The organism is Paenibacillus qinlingensis, assembly GCF_031455095.1.
Classification (GTDB): domain Bacteria; phylum Bacillota; class Bacilli; order Paenibacillales; family NBRC-103111; genus Paenibacillus_E; species Paenibacillus_E qinlingensis_A.
On record NZ_JAVDSB010000002.1, the window covers coordinates 629,758 to 651,329 of the forward strand.

General features: G+C 42.3%; 11 protein-coding genes. All 11 read right to left on the bottom strand.

The features are described 5' to 3' along the window. Positions 1–10: 10 nt before the first annotated feature. Positions 11–859, bottom strand: coding sequence for a carbohydrate ABC transporter permease (locus J2736_RS10485; protein WP_310226179.1), 849 nt, complete (start codon positions 857–859; stop codon positions 11–13). Further along, complete coding sequence (locus J2736_RS10490; RefSeq protein WP_310226379.1) at positions 856–1,806, bottom strand: carbohydrate ABC transporter permease; 951 nt, start codon at positions 1,804–1,806, stop codon at positions 856–858. The genes J2736_RS10485 and J2736_RS10490 overlap by 4 nt, the downstream gene beginning before the upstream one ends. A gap of 217 nt (positions 1,807–2,023) precedes the next feature. Further along, the gene (locus J2736_RS10495; protein ID WP_310226181.1) at positions 2,024–2,449 is read right to left on the bottom strand and encodes a hypothetical protein; all 426 of its coding nucleotides are present in this window, start codon (positions 2,447–2,449) and stop codon (positions 2,024–2,026) included. A 478-nt stretch (positions 2,450–2,927) separates the two neighbouring features. Then, positions 2,928–4,454 carry a sulfatase family protein gene (locus J2736_RS10500; protein ID WP_310226183.1) on the bottom strand — a complete coding sequence of 509 codons (1,527 nt, stop codon included), beginning with the start codon at positions 4,452–4,454 and terminating at the stop codon, positions 2,928–2,930. Between the two features lie 127 nt (positions 4,455–4,581). Further along, a complete protein-coding gene (locus J2736_RS10505; protein WP_310226185.1) occupies positions 4,582–5,823 on the bottom strand; it encodes a family 1 glycosylhydrolase in 1,242 nt (413 codons plus the stop codon). Between the two features lie 35 nt (positions 5,824–5,858). After that, a complete protein-coding gene (locus J2736_RS10510) occupies positions 5,859–6,680 on the bottom strand; it encodes a carbohydrate ABC transporter permease (protein WP_310226187.1) in 822 nt (273 codons plus the stop codon). An 11-nt stretch (positions 6,681–6,691) separates the two neighbouring features. Then, complete coding sequence (locus tag J2736_RS10515; RefSeq protein ID WP_310226189.1) at positions 6,692–7,588, bottom strand: carbohydrate ABC transporter permease; 897 nt, start codon at positions 7,586–7,588, stop codon at positions 6,692–6,694. Between the two features lie 108 nt (positions 7,589–7,696). Then, positions 7,697–8,959: an ABC transporter substrate-binding protein gene (locus tag J2736_RS10520; RefSeq protein ID WP_310226190.1), complete on the bottom strand. Its 1,263-nt coding sequence runs from the start codon at positions 8,957–8,959 to the stop codon at positions 7,697–7,699. Positions 8,960–9,359: 400 nt separating this feature from the next. Further along, positions 9,360–17,099 (bottom strand): cadherin-like beta sandwich domain-containing protein, encoded by a 7,740-nt coding sequence (locus J2736_RS10525; protein ID WP_310226193.1) that lies wholly within the window; start codon positions 17,097–17,099, stop codon positions 9,360–9,362. Between the two features lie 112 nt (positions 17,100–17,211). Continuing rightward, positions 17,212–18,786, bottom strand: a complete 1,575-nt coding sequence (locus tag J2736_RS10530) for an extracellular solute-binding protein (RefSeq protein WP_310226195.1) — start codon at positions 18,784–18,786, stop codon at positions 17,212–17,214. 266 nt (positions 18,787–19,052) lie between these two features. Further along, positions 19,053–20,792: a hypothetical protein gene (locus tag J2736_RS10535; protein ID WP_310226198.1), complete on the bottom strand. Its 1,740-nt coding sequence runs from the start codon at positions 20,790–20,792 to the stop codon at positions 19,053–19,055. Positions 20,793–21,572 lie beyond the last annotated feature (780 nt).

Consider the following 21,572-nt stretch of genomic DNA (forward strand, 5'->3'; position numbering starts at 1 on the left):
GCAACTAATTTTAACCCTTAATACCAGTCGTCGCAACACCTTCTACGAAATGCTTTTGCGCTATGAAAAATAGTATCGTTGCTGGCATCACGGAGACTAGCGACATCGCGAGCAGCTGCCCCCAAGCTTGTGCTGATTGAGAATCGTTGAACATTCGAAGCGCCAATCCGACTGTATATTTATCAACCGAGTTAATATAAAGCAAATGTCCAAAGAAATCATCCCAATTCCATAGGAAACAGTAGATCATAACCGTGACTAGCGCTGGCTTGGTCAGCGGCATAACGATTCGCCAATAAATACTGAACCAATTACAACCATCCATCTTCGCCGACTCATCCAGATCCCGCGGAATTCCTCGTATGAACTGTACGAGAAGAAACACGAAGAATGATCCGCCAGTTCCCGCTGCTACTGCATGAGGTACAATGAATGGCAAGTATGTATTGACCCAGCCAAGACTATGGAACATGGCATACTGTGGAATTAAGGTCACATGACCAGGCAGCATCAGGGTTAGCATCAGTATCGCAAACCAGAAGTTTCGTAATGGAAAATCGAGACGCGCAAATCCGAAAGCTACAAGGCTACAGGAAATTAAGGTTGTAACTAAGAGGCTCGCCTCAAGTTGAAATGTATTGATATAGAAATCTGTAAATGTGAATCTTGGTATGGCATGCCAGCCATCTGTAAAATTACTCCACATCGGCTTAGCTGGAAATAATCTAGAGGAACTGAGCTCCAAATTGGATTTCAATGAGGAGCCCATCCACCAAATGACTGGATAAATCATAATTAAACTGAACACTAACAAAAAGAGATGACTTACAAGTGATGTACGCTTTAAGAGAGAATTCATCGTTTCCGCCCCGTTTCTGATTCGTAGAATACCCAGTACTTCGATGTGAGGGAAATGGTCGATGTCACAATGACAATAATAATTAGCATAATCCAAGCTAAGGCTGATGCGTAGCCCATCTCCATGCGGCCAAAAGCTCGTTCATACAAATATAACGCGTACACAAATGTCGAGCTCATCGGCCCACCATTATTCGTAATGATCAGTGCGGGAGTAAACATCTGGAATGAACCGATAAAGCCCATAATAAGGTTGAAATAAATAGATGGCGATAGCATAGGCAACGTGATTCGGAAAAACTGGCTTATCTTTTTCGCGCCGTCCACCGAAGACGCTTCGTACAGATCGGTTGGAATCTGCTTCAACCCACCAAGAAAAATGACCATGGCTGAACCGAACTGCCAAACCACCAACAACACCAACGTTCCCAGCGCAGTATCCGGATTGTTCGTCCACCCTGTCCCTTGGACACCAAACAGATGAAGGATATCATTGATGAAACCATCCCGACTAAACATGTTTTTCCATAAGAGGGATACCGCAATGCTTCCCCCTATTAATGAAGGAAAATAAATAGCGGTACGGTAAAAGGAAATACCTCTGACATTTTTATTTAGCAGTACTGCAATTAACAGTGCGGCAATCAGCCGCAGTGGAACGGAGCCAATCACGTAAAGAAAAGTCACTTTAAGCGATTTTAGGAACTTATCATCTACGGTTAGAATTTTTTCATAATTTCGCGTACCGATCCAGTTCGGAGCATTCAATAGGGAGAAGTCTGTAAATGAATAATAGAGGGACTGGATCATCGGATACAAGGTAAGTGCCAAAAACCCAATTAACCAAGGACCTATAAACAAATAACCTGCAACTGGCGATTCCCAGCGGGAGTTAATCCGTGAGATCAACGTCTTCTTTCGTATTTGTTTAGATACGTTGTCTGCCATTTGAGATGTAGTGGGACGTGTTGTGGAACTCATAGGATCACCTCTCTGGAACGTTTAATTTCATAGTGTAAGTATATGAGGATTATCGATTGCTAAAAAGGAGAAGGATGTACAATTTCTTTCACTTTTATCCGAGAATTGAATTCCGAGAACCATGAAAAACACAAAAAGCCCTACCTGTTCATGTAGGGCTGATCGAATGTTGCTGCGTTGCGAATCAAATAGGGTTTGTCTTAAACTCTAAAGCATAAATGGAAGTAGGACGAAGTTGACAGCTTATTTGCCCATCGTTATTGTTAATAGATTTGGATGTGCATGTAATCGCGTTCGGTTCAAATACAGAATTGATACTGTCATAGGAATCACCCGTAATTTCATGTATGGTCCCCGTTCCTTGAGCATTACATTCAAGCAAGGCGACATTGACATTCACCTCTTCCATACTGCGGTTCACAATAAATAGGGTTACGGTTTCACGAGCCTCATTTATACAAGCAACCATATCTATGTCCCAAATAGACTGCAATCTGATGGGGAATGGAATGCAGCCACCTAACCAACCGTTCACGAGATCCGAGAAGCTGCCTTTACGAATCGTATTATTGTAATACATGGTGTTGTATTCGGTGATTGCCAGCTTCACATGAGCATGTTTAGTCCCAATTCCTGAGGAGGTTAGATACCTTGCTGTTTTTACACAATCTAAGACTGACAATAATTGAGTTGAAACGCATCTTTGGCATCGACTACTGTTCAAAAATTATAGCCCTGAGCGCATCATACACCCAGGGCTTAGAGATCAAATCCTCCAAATCTTCCCCGGTATTGTCGAATTTTTTGAGGATGTGAACACGAAGCAAGGTAAAAGACCCATAATTAACGTTGCATCCATATATTAGATTGAATGAATTAATTTAGCTTCATGTCTTAACCCAAATTGAGATCATAAACCACCCTGCAGACCATTCAGCGAAAGCATCTTACTCTGTGTCAGCAGCCTAAGTTTCCATGCTATATTAACTTCAAAGCCGCTGCCCACTCCCTCTCCTGCATTTATTCAATAACATCTATGCAATCCATCCTGAAAAACCGTGCTATAATCCGCGGCTCAACATAACATTTTATACATGCTTCGTTTTCACTTCAGAGTAGTTCAACTTAACTGTTGTATTCAGAGGAAGTCGGTCTTCCTTCTCCATCGTCCAATACAGCAACTTGCGCTCGAGCCCAGATCGAATACTTGTGAAGGTCGGATCATCGAAGCAGTTATGTAGTTCGTTAGGATCGTTCATTAGATCGTAGAGCTCGCCCTCCCCGTTCGCATAGATGTTCAGCTTCCATTCGAGCGTACGAATGCTCTTGCCCTTTCCCACCCATGCATCGCGGTAGGCACACCATACAAAATAGCGGTCGTCAAATGGATGCTCTGGGCGAACTGTAATATCGGACACACGCAGAGGCTCACCTACCTCACCGCTCTCGATGACGACATATTCACGTGGCGTATAGTCCTGACCTCTCAGGTAAAACGCAAAGCTCTTACCCTGAACACCTGGCGGAATCGGTATACCAGCCATGTCTAGAAAGGTTGGCATAATATCGATAAGCTCTACCAGATGATTCGTTCTCTTGTCCCCCTTATAGCCCGGGGATGCGACAATAAAGGGCACATGTGTAAAGGAGTCGTAAAACATATTATGCTTCTGAATCAACCCATGAGCACCCATCGAGTCACCATGGTCAGACGTGAATACGATAACGGTATTATCCGTTATACCCAACTCGTCCATTTTTGCGATCACGCGAGCAAGTGTGTCATCGATAAAGCGAATCATGCCATAATGAATGGCACGAACCTTGCGCATCAGGTCATCATCCACGGTATCCATCGCGTCCATAAGATGAGCCACCAGCTGTCGTTCTGGCTTTCCTTCAAACTTATCCTTTGGTGGAAGCGGCACTTCGGCAGGATCAATCATACTGGCATAAGGCTCAGGAGCTTGATATGGTGTATGCGGATCCGGGAAGGATAGCCAGGTGAAGAAAGGTTTCTCCGGATCACGCTGATTTTCTAAGTAATCCATCATCGTATCCCCAAGAAGATAGCTACCGCATTTTTCTGGACGGGCAGGATTCGTTCCATGACCCATTGGGCTCACCCAACAGGTATGGGACCATGCATGTGCTGCTTTGGTTTCTGGATCGTCTCTGTAACCATCGACCATGTGCCCATGATCAGCAAGTCGAACGTAATCGAATACTTGTCTCAACACACTAGCCTTCTCAGGTTCCACGATTTCACCTGGGTAATAAGTCTTTGTGTTTTCCATAAAAGCATGATTCTTCCCAATGAGAGCCGTCTGATAGCCGTGTTCCTTGAGCACTTGCGGCAGCGTAACTTCCGCAGGATTAATCATCATATGGTTCGCATGAACTCCGATGGTAGATGCGTACCTTCCTGTAAACATCGATGATCTTGACGGAGAACAAGCCGGATAGTTACAGAAAGCAAATTCAAAGACTACCCCCCGTTCGGCCAATCTCTCCAGTGCAGGTGTTTGTAAAACGGGATTGCCGTAAAGACTAAGAGTTTTTGCCGTTTGCTGGTCTGTCTGAATAAGTAATAAATTAGGTCTGCTATCCATCATGATTCTCCATTCTGATTCATCACTCCTTCCTTCCCTGATTCCAGTAACGCATCCTCTGTCATAGGTTTAACGCCACATTGAATAAAGTTAAATAGTTCCTTCATACAAAAAATTCTCCAAAGTGATTCTAAGTATTCAATTCAGCTACTTGTTTCTTTACCTCTTCTTCAAACCGCCTACCTACAGCATTCTTTTCTCTGATAATTGTACCGTCAGGCATTTCCTTCAAGCTGTACAAGCCGAATGTAGCTAAATTCTCTTTGAAAGAAAGCCCATTTGTCCGGTAAGGCCAATCCACCATATCCATAAATGGAAACCAAGTAACCCCAATTAAGAGGATTCCCTCGTCGAGCATTTGATTGCAGCCATGGATAACATCTTCAAGCCATGCGACACGCTGCTCCTCGCTGCCGTTATAACTGGTTTCCGTAATAAAAATCGGTTTTCGATATCTGTTATAAAGATCTCTAGAAATATCAACTAAATCCTGAGAGCCTCCAAGCTTAGCTCGTGGAATTTGTTCATGTTCGACGACCTCTTTGCCAATGATATTCAAAGAAAATTGCGGGTAATAATTGACACCAACAATGTCCAAATCAACTTTGTTCCTCTCATACCATTCCAAATCCTGAACACTAATGTGATGATCAAGCACCCATTGGTACAAAGGATGGCCGTACCCGATACGTCCTTGGATTAATTCCCACATGAGAAATCGCAATTCATTCCATAACTTGGTTTCCTCTACAAACGACTCGTCTGCAGGCACATACTTTTTTGAAGCCTCCACATGTACCATCACAGCATCGGGCATTACTTCCCTTAAGCTTTGAACCGTGAGAACGATTCCCTTGCATAGCTGGTTCATCATTAGAGAGAACCCCAACAATCCTTTTAAATACGGAGGCCATGTTCCGCTCCAACCGCACCACTCGGCATTTACAAACGGCTCGTTTAATGGCGTATAATACTTCGTGATTCCTTTATATCTCTCGGCGAATGCCTTGGCATATCTAGCGACCAATTCAGCATAGCGAGCATTCATGAATTCGTTCTTTAGCCATAATGGCGTACCATAATGCATTAAATCAATGATGGGTACTAATTCGCGATGCTGATCGAAATAAGCCATCACCTGATCTGTCCATGACCAATCAAACACGCCATCACTTGTTTCAATCCGATACCAAGGGATGCCATAACGAATCATGGTTGCTCCCGATTCCCTCACTCTGTCTAAGTCTTCTTCCCAAAATCGATAATGCTGCGTAATTTCGAATTCATCTAGTACTCTTTCGCCTCTAGCTGTTTGACCGATGAACGTATTCTCGATGCCTACTGCCCAAACCCAAGGATGTTTTTTGTCCATATCATTATTCTCTCCCTATCCATAAGTTCTTTTCTTTATTCTTTTAAGCCGGTAAATACTACACCTTGAATGAAATACTTTTGTGCAAATATAAAGGCAATAACAAGCGGTGAGGTAGCAATCGCTGCCCCTGCCGTTAATATGCCATACTCCACAACATGCTGCCCCATAAATAACGCAAGTCCTGCCGGCAGCGTTCTCATATCCTCAGTACTCGTAATAATTAATGGCCACAATAAATCGTTCCAGTTATACATCAAGTGAAACAGCGCAAGGCTAGCAATAGCAGGTTTAGCAAGAGGTAAAATGATTTGCCAATAAAGTCTAAATTCTGAGCATCCATCTATTCTCGCTGCTTCATCCAACTCTTTGGGCAATCCCACAAAAAACTGCCTTAACATAAAAATGCCAAATGCATTCGTTGCACGGGGGACAATTAATCCCAAAAACGTATTGAGCCAGCCAAAATGGCTAAGCATGATAAACAACGGGATAATGGTTACCTGGACAGGAATCATTAATGCAACCAGCACAAGAAGAAATAATTGATTCCTACCTCTAAACGAGAGTCTGGCAAAGGCATAACCAGCCATGGAGTCAAACAGGAGAGAAATCAAGGTAACACTGAACGAGAAAATAATGCTATTTTTGAAAAACACTAGAAACGGAATCCTACTCCATACATGAATATAAGAGTCCAATATGAGCTGGGATGGAAACAAAGTAGGCGGAAAATGTACAATTTCGTTCTCTGTCTTAAATGAAGTTAGGACCATCCATACGAAAGGGAAAGCGATGAGGATTGCTGCCGCAATTAGCATAAGATACTGAAAATTGCGTATTAAAGTTACCTTCATATCCAATCCCCCTAGTCCGTTTCATTGTACTTGAACAACTTAAGTTGCGTTAAAGTGATTAAAAATACAACAATAAATAAGAACCAAGCCGCGGAAGAGGCATATCCCATATCGAGCAATTCAAAGCCTTGATGGTATATATAGTAAACAATTGTTTCCGTACTGAATAAGGGACCTCCATGCGTCATAACAAATACCTGATCAAATACTTGGAATGAAGCGATGATGGAGATAATAATCACAAATAGTGTAGTTTGTGTTAAGGAAGGCACTGTAATGTGCCAAAATTTTTGGATCGTGTTCGCACCGTCAATTTTTGCAGCTTCATACAACGAAACAGAAATCCCTTGCAATCCTGCCATAAAAATCACCATATTGAATCCGACATTTTTCCAAATAGCAATTAGAATAACAGCTGGCATCGCCAATGTCGGATCCCGTAGCCAACCGGTCACGGAAAAGCCAATGAGATGAAAATAATAAGAAATTAAGCCGATGTCTGGATCCATCAAAAAAGACCAGATAATGGAAAGTACCGCAAACGAGGAGATAACAGGCAAAAAATAAATGGCTTTAAAGAAATTCATCCCTTTAAGCGTTAAATTACACAATAGAGCGAGCAAGAGCGAGCAAATAATACCCAGAGGTACAGAACCCACTGTAAAATAAATCGTATTCCTCACCGAGTTCCAAAATCGTTCATCCTGCATTAATTGGATGTAATTACTTAATCCTGTATAGGGGTGGTCTGATTCCAGCAAGCTCCATTGATGGAGGCTCAACCAGAACGAATTCAGAATAGGCCAAAATACAAATAACGATAATATCAATGCAGTTGGAAGTAAAAAGAAAAACGCTGCCCGGCCTTGATCTATAATAGGCTTTCTTTTAAAGCGTATGGTTGTCATAACTACCTCCTCAAGCCGGCTTCTTTTCAACATATGAAACATGATGAGCACCCTATCGAACTGTTTTTTTGCCCACAGTCCGTAGGGTGCATTTTCATGCTGTCATGACTATTTACCCGATAAAAGGGCATCCAATTTCTTACTTGCATCTGCCATTGTAGCTTCTACGGTACCTTTATTGTTGGTAATCGCTTGAATAGCCGGTGTAAAGATATCGCTGTCAATTTTGCTAAACTGTTCTAAACCAGCTAAGTAAAATCTAGAATCATTCGCTACTGCAGCGAATTGTGGAATAAGTGGGTTCGACTTGACCTGCGCGTTATCACTTAAATCCGTTCTAGTTGGGGGAAAACCAGTTTTGGAAGACAAGTAAGCTTGTGCATCCGCGCTGTTCCAGAATTTCATGAACTCGTAAATCTCATCTTTATGCTTCGTGTTTTTTCCAACGACCATAGCTGCGGCAGTAGCAAGCGTAGCATTGCCAGCAGGACCCGCTGGAACCGGAGCAACGCCAAAGTTCACGCCGCCTAATCCGCCAGCCATCCAAGGACCGTTAATTTCCATAGCGGCTTTTCCAGATGCGAAGATTTTATCAGCATCTCCGCCTGTTAGATTAACAGGTGAAATTCCTTTATTGGCTACCAAATCAGCCCATATTTTAAGTGCTTCTACCGTTTTACTGTCGTTCAGCATCGATTTTTTGTGATCAGCAGAAAGAATATCACCGCCGTTCCCCCAGATGAGAATTGGCCACATCGGAATCGTTGCATGGTCGGCAAGTACGAGCCCGTACTGCTTATCTGTACCGTTCGTTTTCGTCGTTTTCAAGATGGCATCCTGCCATTCCGCCCACGTCTTAGGTGGAGCAGCAATCCCTGCCGCTTTAAAAATATCTTTGTTATAATACATCAATAAGGTTGCCGTATTGGTAGGCACTGCATAGAGTTTGTCATTATATTTCATGGCATCGACCAAACTTTTCGCTATAACCTTTTGATCAATACCTTTTCCGTAGAGATCATCAACGGGAAGAATCAGGTTGCCTTTTGCATATTGGGGGATTAAAGCCGAATCGAATGAAGCGATATCCGGTCCCTGACCAGATGCGAGTGATGTAGGTAATTTGGCAAGTAATGCATCCCATGGAGAAATATCCATCGTAACTTGTATGTTGGGGTGTTTATCATTGAACTGTTTGACTAGTTCCTCATAGGCTGGACGATCCGGACCCGTAAATCCATTCCAATACGTTAAAGTTACTTTATTTCCAGTATCTGTTTTGTTCCCTCCACAAGCTGTAAGGACAGCGGATAGAGTCAAGACAGAAGCTAACGATATCACCCATGTTTTTTTCTTCATACGATTGCTCATTGTATTCCTCCCGTTTAGTAAATGTAATTGACCCCTGTTTCTTAATCATTGACAAGCCACTTCCTGTTACTAGAGCATCCTCTTCGCATTTTTTAAATCGATTTAAAATTTGTTCAAAAAAAAGTGATTATGCATATAGCACTTCCATTTGATTATTTTTCACGTACAAGTATCGCAGTCATTTTTCTGTACATAAATTTCGCTGCTGAATCGTATCCGTCTTTAAAGGGAGCTAAGCATCACGCTTTAAATCGATTTAATTTTATAAGTAAATAGTAGACCATTTTCATTATTTTGTAAATACTTTCTTGAAATAAAGAGATTGCATAGGATTCCTATGGTCGTATACAAATCCTATGCAATCTTCATCTTTTATACAACTCATGCAAGGCTATAGCTTTTACTTTTTCAATGCCAATGCTCTAATAATGACCGTTACGGTCTCTGCACGTGTCGTATAGCCTTGCGGTTGTAATGTTTGATCTGAATACCCATTCAATAGTCCATGATTAGTTGCGGTTGCAATAGCAGATTTGGCCCAATCGGATACGTCCATACTGTCCTTATAGTCGATTCCGGTTTTCGTCAAATCCAACCTAGTTGCACGAACGATTATGCTGGCCATTTGTTCACGTGTAAGGTATTCGTCAGGACCAAACATTGTATCGCTGTAACCTGAAATCAACCCTTGTGCCTCCGCTGTGGCAATAACCCCTGCTGCCCAGTGATGGCTAGTATCCCCAAAAACCTTGCCTTGTTCCTCTTTCAGACCGAAAGCCTTTACGATCATCGAGACAAACTCGGCTCTTGTAATTTTGTTATCCGGCTTAAACGTACCGTCTGGATACCCTGCAATAACGCCGGCTTCGATCAAGTGTTGAATATCCTTCGCTGCCCAATGCGTCTGGATATCTGTCAGTTTAGCGGAATTCATCGGTGACTGATCCTTTTCCGGTTTCTTTACGGCGATAATGGCAAATGTAGCGAAATGATCGACAGTACCCGCTACCATCCCATTACTCATATCCAACTGTTGGTTCTCCAGTGGAATCCACTTCTGGGTTTCTACATGGAACCAGTAGATACCAATCGGCGGATGCTCCGCGTCTACTTTACTCTTATCAATCGGCAGTTTGATGGTTATCTGCAAGCTAAATGCTTGATCCGGCTCTGCTGCAATTCTGAACATATTGCTCACAAGCTTGGATGCCGGATCCAGTGGTAAGCTCGAAGTTACTTTGTCTACTGAGATTCGAATATCATTTTTGACGGCATTGGCAGGGATACTAATTGTAGCCTCGTTCAGGGTAACTGAACCGCCTTTGTTAGCGGGAATCACAGCCATATTCACAGGTGCGGCATTGCTATTTTCACCGCCACTGCTTCCGGTTGGAATTGCCGAATACGTCACGAACTCGGTCATGTGTTTGGTCCAAACAACCAAATCATTACCACTACGAATAGCGGCGTCTCCTCCAACTGAAATTTCATGATTGGCGGCCGACTGGCTATCCGCGCTAATCGTACCCGTAATTGGAACGACCGTGCCTTGTGAAACAAACCCTACCAATTTACCAGCTTGTCCAGGAATCACAATTCTTACAGCTTTGTCAAAGGTTAACTTCACATCGGATGATCCTGCCTTGATCACAGCACTAACGATGCCATTCGAGACTGGAACACTGCTACTGCTCAGAACTTGCGGCAGATGAATAATGCCATCCCAGCTAGATGGTGCCGTTACTTGCGTATTCGCAGGAATCGACATGCTCACATTGCCAAGTGAAGTGCTCGCATTTACAACTATAGACGGAAGTATAGCTTGTGCCGATGTTCCATCCATAACTGGCGACAATTGAATTGCAGCATTCGTTACTTCCCTCGGAACTGTAATATCTACTGGATCCATGCCAGTCAGTTGAATAACATTCTCATCCACAGTCGGCGATAACTCAATAGCACTAATTATTTTTACATTCGCACTGGTACTAAAGCCACCGTAAGTAGCGGTAATCACCGTAGACCCTTGGGACACTCCCGTCACGATCCCATGACTGGTGACGGTTGCCACTTGTGGATCTGCCGAGATATAGCTTGCCAAGTCGGTCACGTCAACTGTATACCCGTCCGAATATTTGGCCGAAACCGCGAGTTTACCAAGCTTGCCAATAAGCAAGTCATTGAAGGGTACTGTATGAGTGAGTTGTACCAGACTTATTAATGTAACATCTGGTGCTGGCGCCCTGTTAACATTCACATTATATGTCTTTGGCGTTCCATCTTCTGCTGTAATTATTATGGATATTGGATTCGCACCAACAGCAAGGTTCGCTGTGTATGTCGCACCAGATACCGTGGAAACTCCGTTCACTGTCATGCTCTGATAGACAGTTGATGTTACAGTTGGAATGACATTGATGCTCGTTACGCCATTTGCAACACTTGCCGTATAGCTTGTTGTGCTTGCTGCAAATGCTGGTGACAACGTTCCTGAGCTTATTACCAAATTGCTCAGTGTAGCATCACTGCTCCGTACTGGTGCTGCTGCTTCCCTTGTGATGCTTATCGTGTAGGTAGAAACAGTACCATCCTGTGCTGTAACTACGATTGGAATATTGTTGACTCCAACCCCAAGGTTTGCGCTATAAACGGCTCCCGACACTGTAGTTACACCACCTGCTGTCAGACCCGCGTATACCGACGATGTCACTGTAGGTGTCATATTTACGGTTGATACGGTGTTTGCAACACTCACAGTATAGTCCTTTTTGTCTGGAGAAAATGCCGGCGACAAGGTTCCTGAACTGATAACCAGATTGCTTAATGTGGCGTCACTTGATAATTTTGTTAACATAAGCTTATCAAATGAAATGGCATAGTTTGTACTATTTGCGCTTTTTCCCGTTACTAAAAACTTCAGATCATTGTTCCCTGCAGAGAAAGTAGCATATCCATAATCTGCATCATAGTACATATAGGTTCCGAATTGATCGACAGGACTTCCCGTAGATTCACCATTCACGTATAGCTGTGCTATCCCTCTAGAAGCTTCCTTTTTCGCGTTAGTTCTTATATTATACGTTCCAGCTACTGGCACATTTACTGTAAACGTGACCCAGTCACCTATCGCCGTTGATGAATAATTGGCAGCCTTTCCGCCAGATGCCTGTGTTTCGGCAAATGCTGGACCGTAGGTCTTACCATTAGAAGCAGATGGGGTTTGTGAGTCTAACTCATACTCATAAGTAGTGCCAGGGTATACTTTAACTATATAGGCTGCATCGGCTAAAATCCTTGGTAAGGTGATAGATACAGAGTTATTCGTAACTGTATAGTTACCTTCCAATCTCATTCCTTGACGCGATTCCGTACCATTATTATTCCCTTCAGATTCCACTTTTACATAAATCTCCCCTTGGTTTTGAAGGTATGCAGGGATGTTAGTCAGGTTCAACTGCGGATCATAACTAATCGTTTCACTTTGATTTCCAAGAAGGATGATTGATTTTTTCGCTGTGCTGTCGCTGGTTGCAAAAGCCTCAACCTGATCTTTGTTCTGAATGGTTTTTACCTTTCTGCCTGTGGCCTGTCCATACCAATAATACACATAATAAGGACCCGTACCTAGATCCACATTATTCGTATTTGTTGCTAATTCGGCTAATTGTGCTTTGGCAGCGGTAGAGTTATCCCCTTGATAGTTCCCCTTCAGACCATAAATCAGACCGTTTTGCTGTGATCTCTCCAGCCTTGCAATATCTGCTACTGTCAGTCCAGGGTCATAGCCCTGATTTTTGCCGATATTACCAGCCCCTTGATAGGCTGAAACAGCTAAGGGCATTGGTCTGATCCCGTTTGCAAGCATCCAGTTTTTTATGTCCAGTGTATGTGCTTCAATATCATCTGAAACAGCACTAAGCTCATGCCAGCTCAATATATCCGGCAGGCAATTGTTCACTTTACAATAGGTCAGAAAAGCCTTCATTGCTGTAGAATCGTATGATGACAATTCGGGAGCTTGAACCTTGGCGTTTGCATTCCAAGCTTTAATCACCTGATACGCATTTTGATGTGCAGCATAATATCCTGCCATGTTACTTGCCCATTGAAGATCGGGTTCATTCCATGTTATCCATGAATATACATCAAAGTTATTTGTTGTGGCTGTATTCAAGTAGTTTTGAACCAAGGACCTGTAGGCAGAGATATTTCCATCTGATACAAGAGTAGACTTATAGTATGTGCCTACCATTATATTAGCTCCAGTAGCCTTGACACGGTTGTAGGTAGTAGGGTCAAAAAGATTCGGTAAATTCGCTACTGTTGTTGGTGCACCCCTGACAGCTCTCACTGTTATAGAATTAATTAACCTTTGATGAGGATATACAGGCCCTATTCCATTGGCAAAACCGCTTGCCAATTGAGTTGCCGCTCCCCAGTCTTCAGAATAATCAATGGTTACAATGGTTGGTCCTTGTTTGGTGATGCTTATGGTGTACGTAGCCACTGTACCATCCTGTGCTGTAACTACGATGGGGATATTGTTGGCTCCATCAACAAGGTTTACAGTATGAACAGCTCCCGACACTGCAGATACGCCACCTACCGTCAGGCTCCTATTTAACGAAGATGTCACTGTAGGTGTAATATCTATGGTAGATATACCTGAAACATTGGCCGTATAGTTCCTATTGTCTGGCGTAAATGCTGGCGACAAGGTTCCTGAACTGATAACCAGGTTGCTTAAAGTGGCGTCACTGCCTGAAGGTTGTAACCTCCTGATATTGATCGTATATGTAGCCACTGTACCATCCTGTGCTGTAACTACGATAGGGATATTGTTGGCTCCTACCCCAAGGTTTGCACTATAAACGGCTCCCGTTACGCCGCCTACCTTCAGGCTGCTGGACGAAGATGCCATTGTAGGCGTAATATTTACGGTTGATACGTTGTTTGCAACACTGACCGTATAGTTCCTATTGCCTGACATGAATGCCGGTGACAAGGTTCCTGAACTGATAACCAGATTGCTTAATGAGGCGTCACTGTCTGAATGTATCTCTGTTAATGTAAACTTATCAAATAAAAGGTTATAGTTTGTACTCGAGCTGTTTTTGCCCGTAACTCTAAACTCCAGCGTCTGATCACCTGCCCCAGAGAAAGTTACATTTCCATAATCTGCATCGGTGTATAGAAATGGTCCGTATTCATCGACGGTACTTCCCGTAGCAACACCATTCACGTATAACTGAGATACACCACTATTTTGTTCCTTTCTCAGTAAAGCTTTGATATTATACGTTCCAGCTGTGGGAACATTTATTGTATACCTTACCCAGTCACCTACCGCATTTGCTGCATATGTGGCCGCTTGGCCCCCTGATGCCTGAGTTTCTAATAATACACTGTGCAGGTCTCCCGAATTGGTTTGGGTAAGTGTATCCACCTGATACTCATAAGTAGTGCCGGGAGTTATTTCAACTATATACGCAGTCTCAGGGTCCATCGTTGGCAAGGGGATAGATACTGAATTATTTGTAACTGTATAATTACCTTCCAGTAATATTTTTGTTCCACGCTGTTCTAAAAAATATGAATTCCCTGTAGATTCAACTCTTACGTTAACCTTTCCCGCATTTTGGAGGTAGGAAGGTATATGATCCAGTTTCAACGGCGTATCATACTTGATCGTCTCACTGGGATTCCCCAGAAGCACGATCGATCTTTTCGCGTCGTTGTCGCTGGTCGCAAAAACCTCAACTTGATCTTTATTGTGGATCGTTTTCACCTTTCTGCCTGTGGCTTTGGCATACCAATAATACAGATACCAGCGACCTGTAGGCAGAGCCAGTGTATTTATATCTGCTAATTCGTCTAATCCTTCTTTGAAGTTAGGGTCCGAGCCATCCCATTTGTCATTCCCCTTCAGACCAAAGAGCATGCCGTATTGCTCTGATCTCTCCAGTCTTGCGATATTAGCTACTGACAATCCGGGATCATTGCCCTGATTGTTTCCACTGACATTACCTGACCCTTGATATTCAGTAACAGCAAGGGGCATTGGAGTAATCCCGTTATCAATCATCCAGTTCTTTATCTCCTGAGAATGAGCTTCAATATCATCTGCATTCCCCCCCAGCTCATGCCAGCTTAATATATCCGGTAGGCAATTGTTCGCTTTACAATAGGTCAGGAAGTCCTTCATTCTATCCGAATTGTATACCGCCCATTCAGGAGCCTGAACCTTGGCATTTGGATTCCAAGCTTTTATTACGTTATAAGCTCTTTTATGAGTTTCTTTATATGCGGATAAATTACCTGCCCATTGAAGATCGGGTTCATTCCATGTTATCCATGAATATACATCAAAATTATTTGTTTTAGCCTCATTCAAATAATTTAGTACGAATTCTTCCCATTTATCATAGCCCGCTCCCACGCCCGAACCAATTCCGGGCTTTGTTCCATATACATCTGTATAACCATAATAAAGTCCTATCATTAATTCCGCCCCTGTAGCCTTAACACGGTTATAGGTAGCAGGATCAAAAAAGCTCGGCAGATAAGAGTTGCCGTTGTGTGGAGCACCTCTAATCGCTCTCACCGCCAAAGGATCAATTAACTTTTGATCTGGATATACAGGCCCAATTCCATGCAGATAACCGCTTGCCAATTGATTTGCTGCTCCCCAGTCTTCTGAATAATCAATGGTTACAGTCGTTGCACGCGCAGCATTTATAACTGGATAAACGCTCAATTTGTCAATATTGCCACCGTTACTTCCGGTGGTTGTAAGTTTTATTGTATTATCGCCCGCAGTAAGATTAACATCTTTTGTAATACTAGCCCATGTTGTCAATCCAGAAGTCGTCGGAAAAGAAAGTGTGCTATTGACAACGTTACCATTAACCTCCAGCTTAAGAGGCTTGGCAGCACCAGAATCGGCATATCTGAAGTCCAACGTGTAGGCGCCTGCCATAGACGCACTTACCGTCCATTCGATAGAATCCCCAGAATTATTCGTGTAGTCTGCATATCCAGTGCCCGTATAACCTGCATTGACACTGCTTGTAACCGCACCTGATAATACGGCGTTTTCAGCTTCATATTCTGTCATTTGAAAAACACTCAACCTGTCAAAATTGCCACCGTTACTTCCGGTGGTTGTAAGTTTTATTGTATTATTGCCCGCAGTAAGATTCACAGATGTTGAAAGTCTTGTCCAACTCGATAAGGAAGAAGTTACTGGAAAAGAAAGTGCGCTATTGACTTCGTTACCATTAACGTCCAGCTTAAGAGGCTTGGCAGTACCCGTATCAGCATATTTGAATTCTAAAATGTAGGATCCTGCCATAGGTGCATTTATTGTCCATTGGATATAATCCCCGCTATTATTAGCAAAGTCTACATATCCAGTGCCCGTATAACCTTGATTGGAACCACCTACAGTCGGACCGCTAGTTGCTGGGAAGATTGTGGCTTCTTCAGCTTCATATACGGTAATGACAGGACGCATGACAACGTTATCGAACTTTGCTGACTGATTGCGTGTAGAAAATCCTATTTTGCCATTTTTAAGTGATGTATCTGTAGCAGTAAGCATTTGTGTACCGTTTACAAATCCTGCTATAGAACTGCCGTTAACAGCGATTTTCAGATTATATTCCCTATCATTCGTTAGTGGGTAGGATATGAATTGCAGTACGGTCCAAGTTCCCGCTACTTTTTTCCTGAGAGCGAGTGTTTGGTCAGAAGAAGTATATATAAGATCATAATAGTTATTATCATCCATATACCTTGCCATGAGATGTACCGAATTGGTTGTATAACTGCTCAAGGCTTCTAACTGCACATCTGCACTAAAAGAATAGTTTATCCAAGAGGCATTTCCTGCTACGCTTTGAGCAGTGCCTGACTGACTACTTTGCCTGTAAACTTTGCCCCCTGCATCCGTGTAAATTCCCCAGGTTCCACTTTGAACAGTCCAATTTTCTGTTGAACCGCTTTCAAAATCATCCGAAAAGAGAGAAATATTTTCCGTAGACAGTGGAACAGCCCATGCGGCTGAAGGCATCAAACTGATCAGCAAGGATACAACCATTAGAAAGAGTAGAACCAACTTTTTCTTACTTTTATACATCTTTCGCGTCTCCTATTCATGAAGTATTTGCCATAATTTAGAGAGGAACGTTTATGAGCAAACGTTCCTCTTTGGATGTTACCGTTCTATATGAGTTGCTATATGAGCATTTTTACTTTTTATAAGCTTGCATTGCTCTGTAAATTTTCACATTTTCGTCCATAATAGCCTGCCCGCCTGCAGCCATGTATTCTGCAACCAGTTTATCGTACAAGGCATCGAATTCTGCCGGTTTACAGTTGATCAACTGATCCGTCATAAGTTTGCCCATATCCCCCAGTGTTTTACTAAACTTAATACTGGACTCATTCGGCGTATCATAGAAGAAGGCGGTATAAGTATCCGTTGTATTGATTTTGTAGGATTGTTCTGCAACAGCTTCGAGGCCAGGAGCCGATGCAGCTAGCGCCTTAATATTCTTCTGCTGGTCGCCAAGTTCGGCGCCATTGACAACCAAGGTATAATCCAAATTGAGATAGGACGTTTGCAAATTGTCCCCTGTTTGAGCAATAACTTGTGGAATGCCATTCACCATCTTGTGATTTACGCCTTCCTGACCGTATTGGAGGAAGAATAAGTTTTTCGGGTCGGACATCCAATTTAAATATTTAATGGCCAACTCTGCATTTTTACTCGACTTAGGAATAATGACATTGACGCCATTTTCGTTATAAGCGAGCTTCTTGTATTTCCCTTCATAATTTTTGAAAATATCAATTGGCACTAAATTGGCAGTAGGCACATTAGCTTTTAATGGCTCACTAATATTTTGTCTTAATGGATAATCCCAGTTCGCACCGAAGAATCCTGCTTTTCCGTTGGTTACATCTGCATCTGCTTGCTTCCCTGTTTTGTCGAGAGCAAAATCCTTGCTAATTAATTTCTCATTGTAGAGTTTGTTGAGGAACTTAAGTTCCTCTTTGTTGCCAGGTTTTAGCCAGCTTGGCATTGTAACGAATTCTTCATCTGTTTGTTTCCCCCAGAAAGACTCGGCTAAATTTCCAAAGTTGTAATTACTCCCCGTCGCCACTACCCAAGGAACAACGCCATTGACGCCTCCTGGATTTTTATCACGGAATGCAATTAATGTATTATACAATTCATCTCTATTCGTAGGAACTGGCATCCCTAATTTATCCAGCCAATCCTTTCTTATGAACAGGCCACCCCATGCTAGTGAAGTCCTTTTCGCAGGAATTGCCACTTGCTTCCCCTCAAAAACGCCATAAGAAAGTACTGTTTTGCCCAGATAATTCATTAATTCCTTGCCATGCTTAGCCAATAGATCATTCAGTTCAACAATACCCTTCGATTTGGCGTATCTGGATACGGTTGGGCTGTCATAAGTAAATGAAATATCCGGTGCATCACCAGCTGCCATCAATACATTGAGCTTATCAACTTCCTGTGATCTGGGCACTGGAACAAATTTCACAATCGCATTATTCGCTTTTCCAAAACTATCATTTATGTACCTGGTCCATGTGTTATTGTTTAAATCTGGCTGTCCCTGAATCCCTCTATCAAATACTTCAACTGTTAAAGTAACAGGCGGGCCTGAAGGCGTCGCCGCTGCCGTTGGTGCAGCTGTTGCTGCTGCTGTTGACTTGCTATCTGTATTCGAATCGCTTCCGCAGCCTGCCAATGCACTGATTAAAAGTGTTGAAACCGGTAATAAAGTCAGCATTCTCTTGAAATTCATGTTTAACCTCTTCCTTCGTTTTTTTTCGCATGAGACTCCCTTTACTGCCTTGAAACCATTACCTATATTTCTTAATGAGTACGGTAACCACCACCTTTCTTATCACAAGAATTCCCAGTTCACTGCACTTATTCATAGCTGCCGATTTTAAATCGATTTAAATTAGAAAAAGAGATTGCATAGGACTCTTATGTCATGCTACAAATCCTATGCAATCTTCATTTTTTCTAAACTTGCCTTTCAAAGATCATTTATTGCTTTGTTAATGTAAACTTATCAAAGGCAAGGTTGTAGCTTGAACTCAAACCATTTTTACCTGTGACCCTAAACTCCAGCGTCTGGTTTCCTGCTGTAGAGAAAGTCACGTTTCCATAATCTGCATCAAAGTAGAGGAAGGGTCCGTATAAATCAACCGTACTTCCTTTCGCGACATTATTCACGTATAACTGTGATACGCCTCTGTTGCCTTCCTTTTTCAGTAAGGCTTTCATATTATACGTTCCTGCTACTGGTACATTTACGGTATATCTTACCCAATCACCTACCGCAGTGGCTGCATATGTTGTTCCTGAACCTCCTGATGCCTGAGCTTCTGAATATACGTTATGGCTTTTTCCAGAATTGGTCTGGGAAAGCGATTCTGCCTGATACTCATACGTAGTCCCCGGAGTTATTCTAGCGATATAGGCCGAATCAATTCCCATAGTCGGCAAGGTGATCGATACAGAATTATTCGAAACCGTATAATTACCATCGAGTACAATGTTTGTACCATGTTGTTCTAAACCAAGTGTATTCCCTACGGATTCAACTCTTACATTAACCTTTCCTGTATTCTGAAGGTATGAAGGAATATTATTCAGTTGCAAGGTTGTCGTATAACTAACACTATCACTCGGATTTCCCAAGAGGACAATTGATTTTTTTGTTGTGCTGTCTGTGGTCGCAAAAGCCTCAACCTGATTAATGTTTTGACTGGTTTGTACCTTTCTGCCCGTAGCCTTTGAATACCAATAATACAGATACCAGCGACCTGTTGGCAGAGCCAATGTATTCTTATCTGCTAATTCGTCCAAACCTGCTTTAAAGTTGGGATCATCACCTTGCCATTGATCATTTCCCTTAAGACCGTAAATCATTCCGTGTTTCTGCGATCTTTCCAGCCTTGCGATGTTTGCTACGGATAAACCCGGATCGTAGCCCTGGTTTATGCCAATATTGCCAGGTCCTTGATACTCGGTAACAGATAAGGGCATTGGTGTAATCCCATTTGCAAGCATCCAATTCTTGATCTCCAGTGAATGACCCTCAATATCATCCGGGGTACCACTTAGTTCATGCCAGCTCAGTATATCCGGAAGGCAATTGTTCGCTTTACAATAGGTCAGGAAGTCCTTCATTCTAGTCGAATTGTATACCGCCCATTCAGGAGCCTGGACCTTGGCATTTGGATTCCAAGCTTTTATTACGTTATAAGCTCTCCTATGCGTCTCATAGAATCCGGCTAAATTGCCTGAAAATTGGAGATCTGGCTCATTCCATGTTATCCATGAATACACATCAAAATTATTTTGTGTTGCCTCATCCAAATAGTCTTGAACAAAGTTTTCCCAATCCGCATAGTTGCCTCCGGGCTTTGCTCCATAAACATCTGTATAGCCATAATACGTACCTATCATAATTTTTGCACCTGTAGCCTTGACACGGTTATAGGTAGTGGGATCAAATAGGCTCGGCAAGATCGCATGGTGGGGAGCACCTCTAACGGCCCTAATTGCTAAACTATTAATTAGTTTTTGATTCGGATAGACAGGTCCGATTCCATGTAGATAACCACTTGCCAATTGAGATGCTGCCCCCCAGTCTACGGAATAGTCAATGGTTACAGTAGTGGACGTAGCAGCAACTGCAGCTGAAGGCAGCGTACCAATCAGCAACGTTAACACGAGAAAAAAGAGCACAATGAACTTTTTCTTACTTTTGATCATCATTCACATCTCCTTTATCATTTAATTTCAAGTTAAACGCACTCAAGCAAATCCTCCTTTCCATTATTTCAGTTGTTCCTTGGAAAAATGGCATGGTCCTGCTATTGCCACCAACGAAGAATTACTGATTTTATTGCACTCGAATGCGAATAATATCAAAATTAAATTTCTTCAGTGCAATTTGGTTCCATGCGCGGATTCATCTAAAAGCGCTTTCATTTTAATCATCTCTTTTCTCATTAAGAATCGATTAATATACTTTTCAGCGGTTTTAAATTAATCATTGAGTTTAGCTTTTAAATCGATTTAAATTTATTCCGAAAAAACTTCTATGCTTTATCAGTACGCTTTTAGTAGCTGAGCATGGTGAAGGTGAAGGTGAAGGTGAAGGTGAAGGTGAGTATTCACATGGTTATAGGTATTGGAAATGATAAATGAGGCGAGTTTGGTTTTCTTATCTCATAGACTATGGCCAATTTGTTGATTTAAATCGATTTAAATCCCTATAATTAAATAATAAACGATTTCCCTTATTTTGTAAATACTTTTTTTGGTACGCATGACCTATCCCACCACTGAGATTGGCTACACTAGGCGTTCGCTAGCCCTGATCGGACTTTCACCCTATAGTTCCCCCTGAGGGACGAACCCACATAAAAAAATCGCCAACGATATGACGATGTTACTGAAAAATATGAGAATAGGACAGATTGAATAGGATTTACTATGTTATTATGCAAATCCTATTCAATCTCTTTTGTCTATAACTTATCTTTCAAATGC

Coding starts and splice junctions, on each gene's coding strand:
- J2736_RS10485 (WP_310226179.1), bottom strand. CDS start 859: ATGAATTCTCTCTTAAAGCGTACATCACTTGTAAGTCATCTCTTTTTG.
- J2736_RS10490 (WP_310226379.1), bottom strand. CDS start 1,806: ATGGCAGACAACGTATCTAAACAAATACGAAAGAAGACGTTGATCTCA.
- J2736_RS10500 (WP_310226183.1), bottom strand. CDS start 4,454: ATGATGGATAGCAGACCTAATTTATTACTTATTCAGACAGACCAGCAA.
- J2736_RS10505 (WP_310226185.1), bottom strand. CDS start 5,823: ATGGACAAAAAACATCCTTGGGTTTGGGCAGTAGGCATCGAGAATACG.
- J2736_RS10510 (WP_310226187.1), bottom strand. CDS start 6,680: ATGAAGGTAACTTTAATACGCAATTTTCAGTATCTTATGCTAATTGCG.
- J2736_RS10515 (WP_310226189.1), bottom strand. CDS start 7,588: ATGACAACCATACGCTTTAAAAGAAAGCCTATTATAGATCAAGGCCGG.
- J2736_RS10520 (WP_310226190.1), bottom strand. CDS start 8,959: ATGAGCAATCGTATGAAGAAAAAAACATGGGTGATATCGTTAGCTTCT.
- J2736_RS10525 (WP_310226193.1), bottom strand. CDS start 17,099: ATGTATAAAAGTAAGAAAAAGTTGGTTCTACTCTTTCTAATGGTTGTA.
- J2736_RS10530 (WP_310226195.1), bottom strand. CDS start 18,786: ATGCTGACTTTATTACCGGTTTCAACACTTTTAATCAGTGCATTGGCA.
- J2736_RS10535 (WP_310226198.1), bottom strand. CDS start 20,792: ATGATGATCAAAAGTAAGAAAAAGTTCATTGTGCTCTTTTTTCTCGTG.